15 protein-coding genes are annotated in these 17174 nt (G+C 72.7%); 4 read left to right on the forward strand and 11 right to left on the reverse strand.

The window, feature by feature from the left end; all coding sequences use genetic code 11:
- Window positions 1-145: 145 nt before the first annotated feature.
- Both coaE and AB0N04_RS27220 read right to left on the reverse strand, forming a co-directional pair.
- Window positions 146-745: a dephospho-CoA kinase gene (coaE, locus tag AB0N04_RS27215; protein WP_360212398.1), complete on the reverse strand. Its 600-nt coding sequence runs from the start codon at window positions 743-745 to the stop codon at window positions 146-148.
- Window positions 746-777: 32 nt separating this feature from the next.
- Entirely contained in the window at window positions 778-1422 is a 645-nt protein-coding gene (locus tag AB0N04_RS27220) for an MBL fold metallo-hydrolase (protein ID WP_360212400.1), read from the reverse strand.
- A 62-nt stretch (window positions 1423-1484) separates the two neighbouring features.
- On the opposite strand from AB0N04_RS27220, the gene AB0N04_RS27225 reads away from it, so the two are divergent.
- Window positions 1485-1946 (forward strand): MarR family transcriptional regulator, encoded by a 462-nt coding sequence (locus AB0N04_RS27225; protein ID WP_360212402.1) that lies wholly within the window; start codon window positions 1485-1487, stop codon window positions 1944-1946.
- Window positions 1947-1983: 37 nt separating this feature from the next.
- Here the strand turns inward: AB0N04_RS27225 and AB0N04_RS27230 are convergent, their stop codons facing one another.
- Window positions 1984-4299, reverse strand: coding sequence for an MMPL family transporter (locus tag AB0N04_RS27230; protein ID WP_360212404.1), 2316 nt, complete (start codon window positions 4297-4299; stop codon window positions 1984-1986).
- 251 nt (window positions 4300-4550) lie between these two features.
- The gene (rpsA, locus tag AB0N04_RS27235; protein WP_360212406.1) at window positions 4551-6041 is read right to left on the reverse strand and encodes a 30S ribosomal protein S1; all 1491 of its coding nucleotides are present in this window, start codon (window positions 6039-6041) and stop codon (window positions 4551-4553) included.
- A gap of 415 nt (window positions 6042-6456) precedes the next feature.
- On the opposite strand from rpsA, the gene AB0N04_RS27240 reads away from it, so the two are divergent.
- Window positions 6457-7311 carry a class I SAM-dependent methyltransferase gene (locus AB0N04_RS27240; protein ID WP_360212408.1) on the forward strand — a complete coding sequence of 285 codons (855 nt, stop codon included), beginning with the start codon at window positions 6457-6459 and terminating at the stop codon, window positions 7309-7311.
- A gap of 6 nt (window positions 7312-7317) precedes the next feature.
- Window positions 7318-9846, forward strand: coding sequence for an ATP-dependent helicase HrpB (hrpB, locus tag AB0N04_RS27245; RefSeq protein ID WP_360212410.1), 2529 nt, complete (start codon window positions 7318-7320; stop codon window positions 9844-9846).
- 61 nt (window positions 9847-9907) lie between these two features.
- On the opposite strand, the gene AB0N04_RS27250 is transcribed toward hrpB, so the two are convergent.
- Window positions 9908-10042, reverse strand: a complete 135-nt coding sequence (locus tag AB0N04_RS27250) for a DUF397 domain-containing protein (RefSeq protein ID WP_360212412.1) — start codon at window positions 10040-10042, stop codon at window positions 9908-9910.
- Window positions 10005-10907: a helix-turn-helix transcriptional regulator gene (locus AB0N04_RS27255; RefSeq protein ID WP_360212490.1), complete on the reverse strand. Its 903-nt coding sequence runs from the start codon at window positions 10905-10907 to the stop codon at window positions 10005-10007. Before AB0N04_RS27255 ends, AB0N04_RS27250 begins: the two co-directional genes overlap by 38 nt.
- Before the next feature lie 208 nt (window positions 10908-11115).
- Between AB0N04_RS27255 and AB0N04_RS27260 the strand changes: the two genes are divergently transcribed.
- A complete protein-coding gene (locus AB0N04_RS27260) occupies window positions 11116-11550 on the forward strand; it encodes an ATP-binding protein (RefSeq protein WP_360212414.1) in 435 nt (144 codons plus the stop codon).
- Here AB0N04_RS27260 and AB0N04_RS27265 read toward each other — a convergent pair.
- From AB0N04_RS27265 to polA, 5 genes are all read right to left on the reverse strand, one after another.
- Window positions 11540-11947 (reverse strand): hypothetical protein, encoded by a 408-nt coding sequence (locus tag AB0N04_RS27265; protein ID WP_360212416.1) that lies wholly within the window; start codon window positions 11945-11947, stop codon window positions 11540-11542. The two genes, AB0N04_RS27260 and AB0N04_RS27265, sit on opposite strands and share 11 nt — an antisense overlap.
- A gap of 80 nt (window positions 11948-12027) precedes the next feature.
- Window positions 12028-12297 (reverse strand): hypothetical protein, encoded by a 270-nt coding sequence (locus AB0N04_RS27270; RefSeq protein WP_360212418.1) that lies wholly within the window; start codon window positions 12295-12297, stop codon window positions 12028-12030.
- Window positions 12298-12565: 268 nt separating this feature from the next.
- Complete coding sequence (locus tag AB0N04_RS27275; RefSeq protein ID WP_360212420.1) at window positions 12566-13231, reverse strand: hypothetical protein; 666 nt, start codon at window positions 13229-13231, stop codon at window positions 12566-12568.
- A gap of 264 nt (window positions 13232-13495) precedes the next feature.
- The gene (locus tag AB0N04_RS27280) at window positions 13496-14269 is read right to left on the reverse strand and encodes a GNAT family N-acetyltransferase (RefSeq protein ID WP_360212422.1); all 774 of its coding nucleotides are present in this window, start codon (window positions 14267-14269) and stop codon (window positions 13496-13498) included.
- Between the two features lie 165 nt (window positions 14270-14434).
- Window positions 14435-17122 (reverse strand): DNA polymerase I, encoded by a 2688-nt coding sequence (gene polA / locus AB0N04_RS27285; protein ID WP_360212492.1) that lies wholly within the window; start codon window positions 17120-17122, stop codon window positions 14435-14437.
- Window positions 17123-17174 lie beyond the last annotated feature (52 nt).

Here is a 17174-nt window from a genome sequence, read left to right on the forward strand (position 1 = left end):
GAAGTCGGCGGCCCGGGAGAGAAACGATCATCCATTCGTCCATGATCCCGTCCCGGAAGGGCGAGTTCCAGGCTGTTCCCGGCCACTGAGCCCCCGGCTACTACGCCCGACCGCCGCGCCCCGACCGCTGTGCCCCGGCCGGAGGTCAGGCCGCGGCGCGCGCGGCCAGCTCCGCCCAGACCTCCTCGACCCGGGCCTCCAGGGCGTCCAGCGGCCCGCCGTTGTCGATCACCACGTCGGCGATCGCCAGCCGGTCCGCCCGCGAGGCCTGGGCCGCCATCCGGGCCCGGGCCTCCTCCTCGGTCATCCCGCGCAGCTCCACCAGCCGCTCGACGCGCACCTCGTCCGCGGCGTCGACCACCACGACCAGGTCGTACAGCGGCGCCAGCCCGTTCTCGGCGAGCAGCGGCACGTCGTGCACCACCACCGCGTCCGGGGCGGCGGCGGCCTCCAGTTCGGCGGAGCGGGCGCGCACCAGCGGGTGGACGACGGCGTTCAGCGCGCGCAGCCGGTCCGGGTCGGCGAAGACGACCGCCCCGAGGGCCGGGCGGTCCAGCGCGCCGTCGGGCCGCAGCACGTCGGGCCCGAACTCGGCCACCACGGCGGCCAGTCCGGCCGTCCCCGGCGCGACCACCTCGCGGGCGATCACGTCGGAGTCCACGATCACCGCGCCGCGGGCGGCGAACAGCCGGGACACCTCGCTCTTGCCCGCCCCGATGCCACCCGTCAGTCCGATCTTCAGCATGGCGCCAGGCTACCGGCGCCCGGCCGCCGCCGTCAGCCGAGGTCCAGGCTCTCGCCCTCGCCGAGGACGCGCAGTTCGGCGCCGGCGACCCCCGGCCCGTCCGGCCCGAGCAGCCGGGTCTGCACCGCGTGGCCGATCGGACTGAGCGTCGCGTCGTGCACCGGCACCGCGCGGCGCGGGCCGGCCTCCCGGACGTAGTCGATCACCTCGGAGGCCTTGCTCCACGGCGCCGCGAGCGGCAGCAGCAGGGTGTCCACGGCGTGCGGCGGCACGGTGAAGGCGTCGCCGGGGTGGAAGAGCCGGCCGTCGAACAGGAAGCCGATGTTCTTCACCCGGGGGATGTCCGGGTGGATCACGGCGTGCCACTCGCCGTGCACGCTCACCCCGATGCCGCCGACCTCGAAGGCGTCGCCCTCGCCGACCACCGAGACCCTGCTCCGCACGCCCTCCAGCTGGGCGGCCACCGCGGCGTTGGTCCACACCCGCAGTGTCGGGTCGGCCTCCAGTGCGGCCCGCAGCCGGGACTCCTCGAAGTGGTCCATGTGCTCGTGGGTGATCAGCACGGCGCCGGCCCCGGCCAGGGCCGCGGGGTCGCTGAACGCCCCCGGGTCGACGAGGACGGTGGTGCCGTCGTGCTCCAGGCGTATGCAGGCGTGTCCGAACTTGGTGATCTTCATGCAGAAAAGAATACAGCAAGGCTGCACAGTTTTGCTGCACACTTCTTCGATAGGCTTCTCCCATGGACACCCCCGCCCCAGCCCCCGACGCCCCCGTCCCCGCGGCCCCGGCACCCGAGACCCTCGAACTCGCCGCCGACCTGCGCACCGCCGTCGGCGAGCTGGTCCGCTCCCTGCGCCCGGACGACGCCCTGCCGCAGAACCAGGCCGGCGTCCTCGGCCTGCTGGTCCGCGACGAGCGCTCCTACACCGTCGCCGAACTCGCCGCCCGCCAGCGCGTGCGCCACCAGTCGATGGCCCGCACCGTCGCCCTGCTCACCGATGCCGGCCTGGTCGCCCAGCAGCCGCACCCCACCGACGGCCGCAAGCTGCTGGTCGCCGTCACCGGGCCCGGCCGGGCCGCCCTGCTCGACCAGCGCGCCCGCCGCGAGGCCCGGATCGCCGCCGCCATCGAGGCCCGGCTCACCCCCGAGGAGCGCGACCGGCTGCGCACCGCCGTCGACCTCCTCGCCCGTCTGCACTGACCGCACCGACCGCGGGCGGGCGCCCCCCGGGGCCCGGTCAGGGCTTGACGGCCCCCGCCAGCTCCACGCGCTCCACGAGCTCCACGGGCTCCCGGTCCGCTGGCTCCCGGTCCACCGGCTTCCCGTCCGCCGGCTCGCGCTCCGCCCGCTCCCGCTCCACCGGCGACTGCGCCGCGGCCGGGCGCTGCGCCGGAAGGGTCGCCGGCGCGATGTCCGGCAGGTCGACGTGCTCGCTCAGCCCGAAGCGCCGGTGCAGTCGGCGCAGCGGTGCGGGCGCCCACCAGTTGAACTCGCCGAACAGGCTCATCGCGGCGGGCACCAGCAGACAGCGCACCAGGGTGGCGTCCACGGCGACGGCGACGGCCAGGGCGATGCCCATCTGCTTCACCATGAGCATGTCCCCGAGCGCGAAGCCCGCGAAGACGATGACCATCAGCAGGGCGGCCGAGGTGATGATCCGGCCGCTGCGCTGGACGCCCAGCTCCACCGACTCGGCGCAGCCGTACCCCTTGTCCCGCAGCTCCTTGATCCGGGCGAGCAGGAACACCTCGTAGTCCATCGAGAGCCCGAACGCGAAGGCGAAGACCAGCACCGGGATGAAGGTCTCCAGGCCGCCGGTGGGGCTGAAGCCGAGCAGTCCGCTGAAGTAGCCGTCCTGGAACACCAGGGTGAGCGCGCCGAGCGAGGCGCCCAGCGAGAGCAGGTTCATCAGCAGCGCCTTGACCGGCATGACCACCGAGCCGGTCATCAGGAAGAGCAGCACCAGCGTGCCCGCCGCGACCAGGCCGAGGGCCCAGGGGCCGCGCGACATCAGCTCGTTCTTGAAGTCGACCACGGAGGCCGCACCGCCGGTGACGTAGGTCTTCAGCCCGCCGCGGTGGTCCCGCAGCTCCTGGACGACCTTCTTGGCCTCGCCGCCCTGCGGGTCGCCGTGCACGAGCACGTCGACGGTGGAGACGGAGTCGCTCACCGGGGTCACCGCCCGTACCCCGCTCACCCCGGGCAGCTTGGCGACGACGTCGTCCGCGTAGGCCTGGGCGACGGTGGCGCCGCCCTCGACGACGACGGTGATCGGCGCGGCGGAGGCCTGCGGGAACCGCTGGTCGACGGTGTCGGCGACCTGCCGGCCGGCCGAGGAGGCGGGCAGTACGGCGGCGCCGGAGTTGCGCATGTCGGCGTGCAGGAAGGGCGCGCCGGCGGCCATCAGCACCGCGACGCAGGCGAGGGCGACGAGCACCGCGCGCTTGCGGACCCGGCGGACGGTGCGGCTGAAGAAGCCCTCGTCCGGGACGGGTGCGGCGGGCGTCTTGATCCGTGAGCCGGCGAAGCCGAGCAGCGCGGGGACGAGGGTCAGTGCGGCCGCGACGGCGATCACCACCACGCTCACCCCGGCCGCGGCGACCGCCCCCAGCACCGGGCTGGTGAAGACGAACAGGCCGGAGAGCGCGACGGCGACGGTGAGCCCGGAGAAGGCGACGGTGCGTCCGGCGGTGGCGGCGGTGCGTTCGACGGCGGCGGCGATGCCGGCTCCGTGGCCCCGTTCCTCGCGGAAACGATTCACCATGAGCAGCGCGTAGTCGATGGAGAGCCCGAGCCCCAGCACCGTGGCGATCGGCAGCACACTGGTGTCGATGTCCATGATCTTGCTGAAGCCGAACATGGCCAGCAGGGCGCCGCCCACCGAGGCGACCGCGCCGATCACCGGCAGCGAGGCCGCCGCGAGGCCGCCGAAGACCAGCACCATCACGACCAGGGTGAGCGGGAGGGTCACCATCTCGCCGAAGCGGGTGTCCTTCTCGGTCTGCGTCTTGACCTCGTCCTGCAGCACCAGGTCCCCGCCGACCGTGACGTGGGCTCCGCTCTCACCGTCGAGCGCCGCGAGCCGCTGGGTCACGGCGTCGGTCTGCGCGGAGGTGCTGGTGTCGGCCATCCGTACGGAGACCAGGCTCGCGGTGCCGTCGGCGGAGCGCAGCGCGGCCGGGGCCGGGCCGGTGCCGTAGGCGTCGAGCGCGGAGGAGACGCCGGGCAGCGCGGTGATCTCGGCGGTCGCCTTCTCGACGGCCGCCCGCACCGCCGGATCGTCGACCGGTTTGCCGTCCACGACGGCGGTGACGGTGCCCTTGGCCGGATCGGCCGCGGCGACCACCGCGTTGCCGCGGTCGCCCTCGGCGGTGGCGGAGGAGGCCCCGGCCACCGAGCCCTCGAAGACCCGCCCGCCGATCAGCACCCCTATGACCAGGATGACGGCCCAGAAACCGAGGACCCACCGCCGGTGCCGGAAGCAGAACCGGCCGAGGGCGGCGAGGCGCCCGCGGACCTGGTGGTCGGCGGACGTCGCGGGGGGAGGAGTCACTGCGGTGCTACGGCGCATGTGCAGGGGGTGCCTAGCGTGCGGGGCCGGGTGAGCGACCCATCGGGCAACTCCTCCCAAGGTAGGTGCTCACCCCGGAAACACCCATAGCCACCCCATGAGCCCCTTATCACAAAAATCCATGAGATAAGGGACAAATAAGTGAACGGGAAAAACAATGGGCCCCACCCGGATCTCTCCGGGTGGGGCCCACCGTTCAACTACGCGCCAGGGACTGGCAGCGGATCAGAGCTTCAGCTCTGGCCGCCGGCCAGCTTCTCGCGCAGGGCGGCCAGGGCCTCGTCCGAGGCCAGGGCGCCCGAGCCCTCGTCGCTGGAGGACGAGTAGGAGCCACCGGCGGCGGCGGCGACGGCGTCGCCACCCTCGGCAGCGGCCTCCGCGTCGGCCTCACGGCTCTTGATGACCTGGGCCTGGTGCTGCTCGAAGCGGGACTGCGCCTCGGCGTACTGGCGCTCCCACTCCTCGCGCTGCTTCTCGAAGCCGGGCAGCCAGTCGTTCGCCTCGGGGTCGAAGCCCTCCGGGTAGATGTAGTTGCCCTGGTCGTCGTACGAGGCGGCCATGCCGTACAGGGTCGGGTCGAACTCGACCTCGGCCGGGTTGGCACCCAGGGCCTCGTTGGCCTGCTTCAGCGACAGGCTGATGCGGCGGCGCTCGAGGTCGATGTCGATGACCTTGACGAAGATCTCGTCGCCGACCTGGACGACCTGCTCCGGGATCTCCACGTGGCGCTCGGCCAGCTCGGAGATGTGGACCAGACCCTCGATGCCCTCGTCCACGCGGACGAACGCACCGAACGGAACCAGCTTGGTGACCTTACCCGGGACGACCTGACCGATCTGGTGCGTACGGGCGAACTGCTGCCACGGGTCCTCCTGGGTCGCCTTCAGCGACAGGGAGACGCGCTCGCGGTCCATGTCCACGTCGAGAACCTCGACGGTGACCTCCTGGCCGACCTCGACGACCTCGGACGGGTGGTCGATGTGCTTCCAGGACAGCTCGGAGACGTGCACCAGGCCGTCGACGCCACCCAGGTCCACGAAGGCACCGAAGTTGACGATCGAGGAGACGACGCCGGAGCGCACCTGGCCCTTCTGCAGGGTGGTGAGGAAGGTCTGGCGGACCTCGCTCTGGGTCTGCTCCAGCCAGGCACGGCGGGACAGGACCACGTTGTTGCGGTTCTTGTCCAGCTCGATGATCTTGGCCTCGAGCTCCTTGCCCACGTAGGGCTGGAGGTCGCGGACGCGACGCATCTCGACGAGCGAGGCCGGGAGGAAGCCGCGGAGGCCGATGTCGAGGATGAGACCACCCTTGACGACCTCGATGACGGTACCGGTGACGATGCCGTCCTCTTCCTTGATCTTCTCGATCGTGCCCCAGGCACGCTCGTACTGAGCGCGCTTCTTGGACAGGATGAGACGACCCTCCTTGTCCTCCTTCTGGAGAACCAGGGCCTCGATGTTGTCACCGACGGCGACGACCTCGTGGGGGTCGACGTCGTGCTTGATCGAGAGCTCGCGGGACGGGATGACGCCCTCGGTCTTGTAACCGATGTCGAGGAGCACCTCGTCACGGTCGACCTTCACGATGACGCCCTCGACGATGTCGCCATCGTTGAAGTACTTGATGGTCTCGTCGATGGCGGCGAGGAACGCCTCGGCGTCGCCGATGTCGTTGACCGCGACCTGCGGGGTGGTGCTGATGGAGGAGTCGGTGGGGCTCGTCATTAGGAAAAGGGCTCCGGTACGGACATGAAGTCGTAGGTAATGCCACGCGGAGGGCCCGTATCGCTCCCACCGAACACCCGGACAGCCCAAGACGCGGCCCACCGGACTTCCCGCCATAGGCGAGAACCGGCGTCCGTCTTGCGACCGTGGGGGTCTTCGACAGAATGCGAGCGCGACCTGCTCCGTCCGAGGCGCGCAGGCCCGCAGCGCAACTTGTAGCATACGGGGACGGCCAGGCACGGTCAACGCCAAGAACGGCAAGACGGTGGAGCCCGGTACGGATCAGGCCATATCCTCCGATTGCGCACCTCACGGTGGCGCCCGCAGGGAGCCCTTCCCCGGATGCCACCGCCAGGATCCGGACCCTGACGGGCCCGGTCGCGGCAGCGGCGCTTCCGCACCCACACCCTACGCGATGGGCATTATCACCGTGGCCACCACCCCCCAGTCCGAGCTCCACGATCTTGACGCCGACGGCGACGACGCGGTACGGCGCGAGGCCGGCAGCGGGGAGAGCAGCCGGGCCAGCCGGCACTGGTGGGACCGCAACGCCGACGAGTACCAGGACGAACACGGCGAGTTCCTCGGCGACGACCGCTTCACCTGGTGCCCCGAGGGCCTCGACGAGGCCGACGCCCGGCTGCTCGGCGAGGTCACCGGCAAGGACGTCCTCGAACTCGGCGCCGGCGCCGCCCAGTGCTCCCGCTGGCTCGCCGGCCGCGGCGCCCGCCCCGTCGCCCTGGACATCTCCCACCGCCAGCTCCAGCACTCCCGCCGCATCGACCTCGGCCGCGGCGCCGCCCCCGTCGCGGTCGTCCAGGCCGACGCCGCCGTGCTCCCCTTCGCCGACGCCTCCTTCGACCTCGCCTGCTCCGCCTACGGCGCCGTCCCGTTCAGCGCCGACACCGCCGCCCTGATGCGCGAGGTGCACCGCGTGCTGCGCCCCGGCGGCCGCTGGGTGTTCTCGGTGACCCACCCGATCCGCTGGGCCTTCCCCGACGAGCCCGGCGTCGAGGGCCTCACCGCGGTGGCCTCCTACTTCGACCGCACCCCGTACGTGGAGGAGGACGAGCAGGGCCGCGCCACCTACGTCGAGCACCACCGCACCCTCGGCGACCGGGTCCGCGAACTCGTCGCCGCCGGCTTCCGGCTGGTCGACCTGGTCGAGCCCGAGTGGCCGGCCGGCCTGGAGCAGGAGTGGGGCGGCTGGTCCCCGCTGCGCGGCCGGCTGATCCCCGGCACCGCGGTCTTCGTGACCGAGCGGGGCTGAGCCGGCTTGCTGCCCGACCGATCGGCGGGGGCCGCCTGGCGCGACCTTCCGGTCCGCACCGCCCTGCCCGCCCTGCACGAGGCACTGGACGGCACCGGCACCGCCGTGCTCGCCGCGCCGCCCGGCACCGGCAAGACCACGCTGGTGCCGCTCGCCCTGGCCGGGCTGCTCTCCGACGGCCGGCCCGTCCGGCGCGTCCTGGTCGCCGAACCGCGCCGGCTCGCCGTCCGGGCCGCCGCCCGGCGGATGGCCTGGCTGCTCGGCTCGTCCGTGGGCCGCGAGGTCGGCTACACCGTGCGCGGCGAGCGCCGGGTCGGGCCGGACACCGTCGTCGAGGTGGTCACCACCGGCGTGCTCCTGCAGCGGCTCCAGCGCGACCAGGAACTGCCCGGCGTGGACGTGGTCGTGCTGGACGAGTGCCACGAACGGCACCTGGACGCCGACACCGCGCTCGCCTTCCTGCTCGACGTCCGGGCGGCGCTGCGGCCCGACCTGGGAGTGGTCTGCGCCTCGGCCACCTCCGACACCGAGGCCTGGGCCGAGCTGCTCGGCGGCGCCCCGGTGGTGGAGGCGCACGGCGTCTCCCACCCGGTGGACGTGGTCTGGGCTCCGCCACCGCGCGCCGTCCGGCCCGCGCACGGCACCCGGGTGGACTTCGCGCTGCTCGACCACGTCGCGGCCGTCGTGCGACGGGCGCTGGTCGAGCGGGAGGGCGACGTGCTCTGCTTCCTGCCCGGCGTCGGCGAGATCGCCCGCGTCGCCGGGCAGTTGGGCTCCGTCGGCGCCGAGGTGCTGCAACTGCACGGGCGCGCGCCGCAGGACGTGCAGGACGCGGCGCTGACGCCTTCCGATTCCCGGCGGGTGGTGCTCGCCACCGCCGTCGCCGAGTCCTCCCTCACCGTGCCCGGCGTCCGGGTCGTGGTCGACGCCGGGCTCGCCCGCGAACCGCGCACCGACCACGCCCGGGGGCTGGCCGCCCTGGTCACCGTCCGCGCCTCGCTCGCGGCGGCCCGCCAGCGGGCGGGGCGTGCGGGGCGCGAGGCCCCGGGCACGGTCTACCGGTGCTGGCACGAGGCGGAGGACGCCCGCGCCGCACGGTTCCCGACGCCCGAGATCGCCCTCGCCGACCTGACGTCGTTCGCGCTCCAGGCCGCCTGCTGGGGCGACCCGGACGCCACCGGGCTCGCCCTGCCCGACGCCCCGCCCGCCGGAGCGATGGCTGCCGCCCGGGAGACGCTGCAGGCCCTCGGCGCCGTCTTCGCCGACGGCCGGGCGACGAAGCGCGGCGTCCGGCTCGCCCGCACCGGGCTGCACCCCCGACTGGGGCGGGCACTCGTCGACGGAGCTCCCGCCGTGGGCGCCCGTCGGGCGGCCGAAGTCGTCGCCCTGCTGTCGGAGGAGCCGCCGCGGGCGCTCGGGGACGACCTCGGGGCGGTCTGGCGGGCGGTGCGCTCGGCGCGCGACCCCTACGCCGGGCGCTGGCGCGACGAAGTCCGCCGGCTGCAGCGGGCGGCCGACGACGAGCCCGCCACCGCGCTCGACGACGCGACCGCCGTCGGGCTCGTCGTCGCCCTGGCGTTCCCGGAGCGGATCGCCAGGGCGCGGGTCGAGCGGCCCGCGCCCGGCGAGCGCAGCCCGTACCTGATGGCGTCGGGGACGGCGGCCGAACTGGCCCCGGGCACCCGCCTCGGCGCCGTGCCGTGGCTCGCCGTCGCGGTCGCCGACCGCCCGGCCGGCGCGCACTCCGCGCGGGTGCTGCACGCGGCGGCACTGGACGAGCCCACCGCTCGGCAGGCAGGGGCGGCCCTGCTCGGCTCCCGCGAGGAGGTCCACTGGGACACCCGGCGAGGTGAAGTCGTCTCCCGACGGGTGGAGTCCCTCGGCGCGATCGAACTCGCCGAGAAGCCGCTCAACCGGCCCGAGGTCGCGCTCGTGCGGGCCGCCATCCTCGAAGGCCTCGCGCGCGAGGGCGTGAGCACCCTGCTGACCTTCTCGTCCAACCTCCGGGAACGCCTCGCCTTCCTCCACACGGCCATCGGCGACCCGTGGCCGGACGTCTCCGACGCCGCGCTTCTGGAACGCGCCGAAGAGTGGCTGGAACCCGAGCTCTCCCGCGCCCGCCGCCGCGCCGACCTCGCGAGGATCGACACGACGGCAGCCCTCCAGCGCCTGCTCCCCTGGGCGAGCGGACAGGCCGGGCGGCTGGACGAGCTGGCCCCCGAGCGCATCACCGTGCCCAGCGGGTCGAAGATACGGGTCGACTACGGCACCGAACGCCCCGTGTTGGCCGTCAAGTTGCAGGAACTGTTCGGCTGGAAGGCGGCCCCGGCCCTCGCCGGCGGCCGAGTACCACTCACCGTGCAGCTGCTCTCCCCCGCCGGCCGCCCGGCAGCGGTCACCGGCGATCTGGAGGGCTTCTGGCGCAACGGCTACCAAGCCGTCAGAGCAGACCTCAGGGGCCGCTACCCCCGCCACCCCTGGCCCGAGGACCCGACCACCGCGGAACCCACCAAACGCACCAACCCGAGGAAGTAGCAGCAGAGGACCCCGCTACCCACGGGTGGGTAGCGGGGTCCTCTGCTGCCGGCAGGGCGCGTCACACGTCGCCGAACTCACCACAGCGGACGGCGGCCACGAACGACTGCCACGCGTCGGCGGGGAAGACGAGCGCGGGGCCGTGAGGATCCTTGGAGTCACGCACGGGAATGAGGCCTGGGAACCCTGGGGCCACCTCGATGCACTCGCCCGCGTTGTCCCCGCTGTAGCTGCTCTTGCGCCACAACGCCCCGCTCAGCTCGGCGTTCTGCATATCGATATTCCTCCATCGCTTCGGCGATAAGGGCGTGGGAGTCGTCCATCGAGAGTACAGCCCCCCGGACGAGGTCGAAGTCCCGGCGACTCTCCTGCACGACCGCGGGAGCATCACTGAAGTGCCCTCGGTACAGGCTCTCCGAGTAGACCCACTCCTTCCCATCAGGCATCTCAAGCAGAATCACGGACGTACTGGGCAACTTCCGAGCCCTCAACGCGAATGGCGCCACCTGAATAGCCACGTTCGTCCGCTCCCCCACAGACAGAAGGTGCTCCATCTGCCTTCTCATGACACCTGGTCCACCAATGACGGTTCGGATCGCACTCTCGTGGAGGATCACGATCATTGACGGCCCATGCTCGGCCAGGAAGCGATCCTGCCGACTCAGTCGAGCCGTCACCCGTTCGGACAACCACTGCGGGTTGTTCCGGGCATCACCGAGACGGAAGATCTCATAGGCGTACTCCTCGCACTGCAGCAGACCGTTCATGCGCATGTACTGGAGGACCCGCACCCCCACGGCCTCCTCTTCCAGCTCGACGTACTTCTGGAACCAGTCCGGGTGCTCGACATCCGCATGCCAGTCCACTCGCTCCCAAAGCCGTACCAACAGGCCTCCCATGGCGAGGAATTCGTCGGCTCTCTCGACCATGTCCCGATCCATGGGCCGCTTGCCGCCCTCATACCGGGTGATCACCGTCCGATGACAGTGGAGGAGTGCAGCCAGCTCCTCCTGCTTGAGGCCGGCCTGCTCGCGCGCAAAACGGAGCGCTTCACCGAACATCACCGCCGGACTCGAGGTGAGCCCGTTATCCAGTCGCCGATGTGACATCCCAGTTCCCCTCAGGTGCTGCGGGTCTCCGCACCTCGATTTGGTCGTCACCGTAGCTCCGACGGCCGATCATTGATACCGGAACGCGATCCTATGGATGCGTAGCGTGACATCACGCCCCCCTTCTCACGCCCCTTTCCGCCCCTACGAGGTCCCCCCCATGCTCACCACCCGCCGCCCCCGCACCTTCGCCGCGCGCCTCGACCCCCGTGCCGCCTCCACGCCCCTCGCCCGGCACCTCCTCCGGGCGTACCTCGCCGCCCTCCCATCCGGCGACCGCTACGCCGACGTCGCCGAGCTCCTGCTCGGCGAACTCTTCGCCAACGCCGTCCAGCACTCCGACGCCCCACCCGACCGCCTGATCGAGGTCCGGTTCGCCGTCATCGGCGACCGCCTCCGCCTCGAAGTCCACGACGCCGGCGCCGGCCGGCCCTCCGTCCACTCCGCCACCCCCGACGACGAGCACGGGCGTGGCCTCCTCCTCGTCAACGAGCTGGCCGAACGCTGGGGTTGCTGCCCCCGCTCGGGCGGCGTCGGCAAGTTCGTCTGGACGCTCATCGCCCCGTCCCCCGCCCTCTCCCTCGTCACCGCCTGAAGGTGCGCCCGCGATGCAGCTTCCCCTCCTCACCCTCGCCCGGCACGCCCTCGCCCGCGGCTCCACCCCCGCCGAGGCCTACGCCCTCCTCGCCCGTCGCTCGCGCCAGCCGCTCCCCGCAGCGCGGGCCGTCTGCCTCGCCCTCGACATCCCGCCCGCCGAAACCGTCATCCGCCTCGACGACTGCTTCGACGCCCTCCTCGCCGACCCCCGCCCCGACTCCGAGGCCGACACCGGCGAACTCCTCGAAGCCCTCGGCGTCTTCGAGGTCCCCGCCACCCTCACCACCGGGTCCTCGAAAGTCGGCACCGGCACCGACTACTCGACCGCCCCCGGCGCGCACCGCCTCGGCGACGGGAGCGTCGCCCTGGACTCGCCGCGCAGGAAGTCGGTCCACCCGACTTCCTGCGCGGTCCGGGTGTCGGCCCGCGGAGCTTCACCGGTCGGGGCCTCAGCGGGCGGAGGTGGTGCCGGATCTCAGGCGGTCAGCACGGTGATGCTGGTCCAGTCCGGGTTCAGACCGCCCTCGGCCAACTCGGCGAAGATTCCCTCGGTGTCGAGCCGGCCCGTGGAGATCACGCCGTCGCCGGCACGGTAGAACAGCAACTCCCGGCCCACCGGCACGATGTGCGTCCAGTTCGGGGCGAGCTTTCCGTCGGCAAGCTCGGCGAAGATGCCGTCGGTGCCGAGCCTTGCCGTCGCTATCAGGCCGTCGTCGGCCCGGTAGAAGAGCATTTCCCTGGACATGCGGCCTCCTCAGTCGCAGGGACCGGGGCCGTCGCGTCCCCTGGGTACACGCGGCCGCCGTCGGGTCGGTCCCTTGCCGACCAGCTCCTTCCACGCTACGCGCACGAACCTTCCGCTGTCACCAGCCTGCCGCTCGCCCTTCCCCGCACCTTTGAAGGGTCAACTTCGCTACCGGCCCGGCGATTACGGAGCGCCCCCACGGTGACTTCGCGTCACCGGCCCGGTTCAAGGCCGCCCGGCACCGCTACGCCCGCCCGCCCCGAGCAGCTCAGCAGCCGCCCGCGTTCGCCGAGCCCGATCCTCCGGAGATCCACGGCGAGGAGGACGCCGGCGAGGGCTTGGGCCGCACGCTGCGCTTGGTGGTCAGTACGACCTCGACGCCGGCGGGGCCGAGCAGCGCGGTCAGGGCCTCCTGCAGGAGCGCCGCGTCGGTGCCGGCGGGCGCCTTCCACTCCACCTGCCCACCGGTGAAGTCCAGCCGGCCGAGGAGCGTCTCCTCGGCCGGCGCGCGATCGCCCTCGTAGGGCTCGGTGATGCTGCGATCCAGCCGAACGGCGGGCAGCTCGGTCAGCGGCCGCCAGTCGCCGGCGCGCCCGGCCCGAACCAGCCGGTAGCGCTCCGCCGCCTCGGGCGGGGCGAACTCGATCCGGTGGACGGCGCTCACTTCCATCCAGGCCAGCGCCGGGACGGCAAGCAGGTACTCGACCCCCGCGATCACCCCGACCACCGTGGCGACGGTGCCTCCGGCCGCGTCGAGGAGCCACAGGAAGAACGCCGCCAGGAAGGTCGGCACGATGAGGGCCACCGGCACCATCAGCGCGTTCCTGACGGCCGTCAGGCAGTGCAGCAGCACAGTGCGCCGGGTGCCGCCGCCCTCGCGCAGGACGATGTCGGTCGAGGCGGGGCCGGTGCGCAGGACGCCATCCAGAGCCATACCAGGAGCGTAGGGCTGCCGACCAGGACCGACCAGAGTCCCGACGCGGCCAATGCGGGCGGCGATCAACGTGTCTGACGTTTCATCAGCCCCAGGGGGCCGGCCCCGGCCGTGGCGGGGATGACCTCCGGCCCGTTCGAGGCCGCCCGGGAGCGCGGCATCCCACCCGAGCGGTACATCGTCCGACCGATCAGGCTGCACGGGAAGTCGGCCCCGCCGACTTCCCGTGCAGCCCGGGTACCGCCAGGCCGGTGGGTCCGACCGCTACGCGTCCGCCGCGGGAGAGGCCCACCAGGTCGAAGGCGACGCGACGGCGTAGCCCAGCGACTCGTACAGCGGGCGGCCCAGCTTCGACGCGGTGAGCGTGAGCGGCAGGTCCGCCAGGTGGGCGAGGGCACCGAGCATGACGGCCCGCCCCACGCCGCGCGACCGGAACGCCGACGCGGTGGCGACCCAGTAGTGGCTGCCGACACCGTCGTCCACGACGCTGACGCAGGCTCCCGCAGCCTCGCCGTCGATCGAGGCGACGAACACGTCCACGCCCGGCTGCCCGATCAGGTCCATCGGGAACAGCTCGCCCGGGCGGTGGGGCTCGAACCCGGTCAGCTCGAAGCCCTCGATCACGACCCGCTCGGCCGCCTGGAGGTCCTCGGGCCGCCGTACCCGGAGGACGTCCAGCGCCGGTGCGCCGACGGGCCCGGGCAGGCGCAGCATGACCGGCATCTGCCAGTTGCGCATGCCCAGGTGGTTCAGGTCGGTCGCGCTGTACGGATCCTCGGCGTACACCTGGCCCGTGGCCCGGCGGGCCAGCTCGCTCAGCTCGGCCAGTTCGCCCGGGTCGAGGTCGGGCTCCTGGATCAGGATCCGCAGGCCGGCGCGCTCGTCGCCGTCGACCGCGAGGAATCCGCGGCGCCGGATCACCTCGTGCCCCCGGGCTCGGCCGGTCGCGGCCCAGAAGGCGGCGGAGTTGCGGGCCTGACGCATCGGCGCCTCGGCCAGGGAGACGGTCTGGTCGGTCGAAGGGGATCCCGTTGTCATTGCGCCTACGCTAGTACGAGATTGACCCGCCGCACGGTCCAATTCCCCACGGACCCGACGGGCCACCGGCACGGACGGCGACGGGCCCGGGCACGACCGGTGCCCGGGCCCGTCTCCTTGCGCGGAGCGCGTCAGTACGCGGCCCGTCGCCATGCGCGGCGCGCCTCAGTGCGCGGCGGCCTCCCAGTTGGCGCCGACGCCGACCGAGACGTCCAGCGGGGCGCGCAGCGGGTAGGCGCCGGCCATCTGCTCGCGGACGATCGCCTCGACCTGCTCGCGCTCGCCCGGTGCGAGCTCCAGGACGATTTCGTCGTGCACCTGGAGCAGCATCCGGGAGGTGAGTCCGGCCGCGCGCAGGGCGTCGTCGACCCGGAGCATGGCGATCTTGACGATGTCGGCGGCCGAGCCCTGGATGGGGGCGTTGAGGGCCATCCGCTCGGCCATCTCGCGGCGCTGGCGGTTGTCGCTGTTGAGGTCCGGCAGGTAGCGGCGCCGGCCCAGGAGGGTCTCGGTGTAGCCGGTGGCGCGGGCCTCGTCGACGACCCGGCGCAGGTAGTCGCGGACGCCGCCGAAGCGCTCGAAGTAGGTGTCCATGAGGCCCTGGGCCTCGGCGGGCTTGATGCTGAGCTGCTGGGAGAGCCCGTAGGCGGAGAGGCCGTAGGCGAGGCCGTAGGACATCGCCTTGATCTTGCGGCGCATCTCGGCGTCCACCGCGTCGCCCGGGACCTCGAAGACCTGGGAGGCGACGGTGGTGTGCAGGTCCTCGCCGGTGGCGAAGGCCTCGATCAGGGCCTCGTCCTCGGAGAGGTGCGCCATGATCCGCAGCTCGATCTGCGAGTAGTCCGCGGTGAGCAGCGACTCGTAGCCCGCGCCGACCACGAAGGCGCGTCGGATGGCGCGGCCCTCCTCGGTGCGGACGGGGATGTTCTGCAGGTTCGGGTCCTGCGAGGAGAGCCTGCCGGTGGCGGCGACCATCTGGTTGAAGGTGGTGTGGATGCGGCCCTTGGGCGAGACGGTCTTGAGCAGGCCCTCGACGGTGGTGCGCAGCTTGGCCTGGTCGCGGTGGCGCAGCAGGATGACCGGGAGTTCGTTGTCGGTCTGGGTGGCGAGCCAGGTGAGCGCGTCGGCGTCGGTGGTGTAGCCGGTCTTGATCTTCTTGGTCTTGGGGAGGGCGAGCTCGCCGAAGAGGATCTCCTGGAGCTGTTTGGGCGAGCCGAGGTTGAACTCGTGCCCGGCGGCGGCGTGCGCCTCCTCGACCACGCGCTGGATCTCGGCGGCGAACTGGGCCTCCAGCCCGGTGAGCCACTCGCGGTCGGCGGCGATGCCGTAGCGCTCCATGCGGGCGAGCAGGGCGGCGATGGGCAGTTCCATGTCGCGCAGCAGGCCGGTGGCGCCGACCTCGCCGAGGCGGGTGTCGAAGAGCGCGGCGAGGTCGAGGACGGCGCGGGCCTGGAGCATCAGCGCCTGGGCGCCCGCGGTCGGGTCCTCCTCGGGGGCGTCGAAGGCGAGTTGACCGCTCTCGGTGGCGGGCGCCGGGGTGAGCGAGCGGGCCAGGTACTCCTCGGCGAGCACCTCCAGGGTGAAGGTGCGGCGGCCGGGCTTCTCCAGGTAGGCGGCGAGCGCGGTGTCGGCGACGACGCCCTCGATGGTCCAGCCGCGCTCGGCGAAGGCGCGCATGACCTGCTTGGCGATGTGCAGGGCCTTGGGGGCGGCCGGGTCGGCGAGCCAGCCGGCGAGGGCCCGCTCGTCCTCCTCGGCGAGCAGGGCCGGGTCGAACCAGGCGGCCGTCTCGCCCGCGGCGAGGGCGATCTCGGTGACCTCGCCGGCGCCGAGCGCCCACTGGTAGACGGCGGCCAGGGCGACCGGGGTCTTGCCGTCGGCGGCGTGCTCGCGCAGCCAGGCGGCCAGGGTGCCCGGGTCGGTGAGCAGTTCGCCGTCGACCTCGACGCCGGGGGCGAGCTCGGCCGCGGCCTCCTCGGCGCCGGTGGTCGGGTCGATGCCGAAGACGCGGTCGCGGAAGTTGGCGTTGCGGAACTCGAGGGACTCCATGAGAGTGCCGACGGCGTCCCGGTCGAACGCCGAGCGGGCCAGGTCGGCGACGCCGAGCGGGAGTTCGACGTCGCGGACCAGCTCGGTGAGGACGCGGTTGCGCTTGACCGAGTCGAGGTTGTCGCGCAGCTTCTCGCCGATCTTGCCCTTCACCTCGTCGGCGCGGGAGACCAGTTCGTCGAAGGACCCGAACTGGTTGACCCACTTGGCGGCGGTCTTCTCGCCGACGCCGGGGATTCCGGGCAGGTTGTCGGACGGGTCGCCGCGCAGGGCCGCGAGGTCGGGGTACTGGCGCGGGGTGACCCCGTACTTCTCGGCGACCTTCTCCGGGGTGTAGCGGGTGAGTTCGGAGACGCCCTTGGTCGGGTAGAGCACGGTGACGTGCTCGGTGACCAGCTGGAGGGAGTCGCGGTCCCCGGTGACGATGTCGACGTCGTAGCCGGCCGCCTCGGCCGCGGTGGCCAGGGTGGCGATGATGTCGTCGGCCTCGAAGCCCTCGGCGGTGATCCGGGGGACGTTCATGGCGTCGAGGAGTTCGCCGATCAGGCCGACCTGGCTGCGGAACTCGTCGGGGGTCTTGGCGCGGTTGGCCTTGTAGTCGGGGAACTCGACGGAGCGGAAGGTCTGCCGGGAGAGGTCGAAGGCGACGGCGAGGTGGGTGGGCTGCTCGTCGCGGACGGTGTTGGCGAGCATCGACGCGAAGCCGTAGACCGCGTTGGTGGGCTGGCCGGTGGAGGTGTTGAAGTTCTCCACGGGCAGGGCGTAGAAGGCCCGGTAGGCCATCGAGTGCCCGTCGAGCAGCATCAGCCGGGGCCGCGGGCCGGCCCCGCCGCCACCCGTCGCGCCCTTGTCCGTA

The organism is Kitasatospora sp. NPDC051702, from assembly GCF_040681575.1.
Classification (GTDB): Bacteria; Actinomycetota; Actinomycetes; order Streptomycetales; family Streptomycetaceae; genus Kitasatospora.